Genomic DNA, 1687 nt, shown 5'->3' on the forward strand with positions numbered 1-1687 from the left:
CTGCGCGTCAGGCTGCGGCTGCTGTGGGGCAGGGACAGCTCATGCAGGCATGGGACAAGGTTTTTCTGGCCCACGGCATGTCCACGGCCCAGGTGCTGCTGACCCGTGACGACCTTCGCGCGCGCCAGCGCTTTCTTAATGCCCGCAACACCTTTGCCGAGCTGCTGCATTGGGATGTGCTGCCCATCGTTAATGAAAACGACACGGTATCCATCAGCGAACTGAAGTTTGGCGACAATGACTGCCTGGCGAGCCTGCTTATCAATCTGGCGGAAGCCGATCTTTTCATCAACCTGACGTCTTCGTCGGGCGTGCTGGCGGCTGATCCGCAAAAATATCCCGACGCGCCCGTTATGGACCATATTGATGATGTGGCAACGCTGGATCTGGGGCGGCTTTGCGGGGGCAAAACGCTGGTGGGTACAGGCGGCATGTATTCCAAGCTGCTGGCGGCGCGTCGTGCCGCACAACTGGGCGTACCCACGCTGATTTTGCCCGGCCGTGAGCCCTGGGTTATCAGCCGGGCTTTTGCCGCTGCCGGGGTATGCCCCGCGCCTGAGGGGCATGAGCCGTTTACGCGTGGAACCTGGGTGAGATCCGGCCGGCAAGCCATTACGCGGCGCAAATTCTGGCTGGCCTATCAGTCTGATCCTGCGGGCAGCGTGCATGTGGACGACGGCGCTGCCAAAGCCTTGCTGCACAAGGGCAGCAGTCTGCTGCCCGGCGGCGTGTGCGCGGTGGAAGGAATTTTTCAACGCGGGGGCCTTGTGCGCGTACTGCACAAGGGAAAAAGCCTCGGCGTGGGACTTTCCAACTACAGCGCGCCGGAACTCAAGAAAATTATGGGGCTGAAGCGCCACGAGGTGGCGGCCATTCTTGGCGATGCCCATTACCCGGAAGTCATACACAGGGATAACCTGCTGCTGGATGCGGCCGTCTGATGCCCTGTCGGCGCGGGCCGGGTTCGCGCTGTGGCCTGAGTGACAAGGAACTGGCTTGTGCGCCGGAAGGCCGCAGACAGTGGCACAGTGTGCCGCGGTGCCGCAGATCACGCATATGCGGGCAAGGACAGTGTGGGACCGGGGCCGTGCGAGACCGGGACTGGAGGTTCCACAAGGGCTGTGGAAAGGTTCTGCTTCTTGAAAATGCTTGTCCGCCGGGCAACAGCGACATTTTACTATGTATAAAGGCCCCGCAAGGGGCCTTTTTATGGCGTGTAGTCAGTTGCGCTGCGGAGCGGGACGCAGGGGAATGAGCGGGCCGAGATCTATGCCCGTTATATCCACAAGGGCGCGGTACGGATAAATTTCTACGCCGCACGACAGCGCGTCATAGAAAAGTCGTGCGTATTCAGGGTCGATAAAGTCTGCCGGGGCAAAACAGCGGCCGTCCGGGCGCTGCACAAGGTAAAGCATGGCGGCGCGCTCGCCTTGAGCCACAATATCCATAAGCTCGCGCAGATGTTTTTGCCCGCGTTCGCTGGCCGCATCGGGAAAACAGGCGGCGTCGTCTTCCATCATGGTGACGTTTTTGCACTCTACCCACAGGGGCGGCTGGCCTGGTCCCGTGAGCAGGCCGTCCAGGCGGCTCTGACCGCGTTTGGCCTCGCGGACAAGGCTGGTGTAGCCCTGGGCAAAGTTGAGGCGTCCGGCGTGAAAGGCGGCCTCAAGCATGCGGTTGGGTATAA

General features: G+C 61.3%; 2 protein-coding genes. One reads left to right on the forward strand and one right to left on the reverse strand.

Translation table 11 applies throughout. The annotated features are described in order from the left end of the window. Positions 1 to 941: glutamate 5-kinase (gene proB, locus V6C16_RS12580; RefSeq protein WP_333543368.1), on the forward strand; the 941-nt coding region annotated here is incomplete at its 5' end. A gap of 279 nt (positions 942 to 1220) precedes the next feature. Here the strand turns inward: proB and V6C16_RS12585 are convergent. Then, on the reverse strand, positions 1221 to 1687 hold a 467-nt coding region (locus V6C16_RS12585; RefSeq protein ID WP_333543369.1), incomplete at its 5' end, for a DNA/RNA nuclease SfsA.

This window comes from Desulfovibrio sp. 1188_IL3213 (genome assembly GCF_036763145.1).
Taxonomy (GTDB): domain Bacteria; phylum Desulfobacterota; class Desulfovibrionia; order Desulfovibrionales; family Desulfovibrionaceae; genus Desulfovibrio.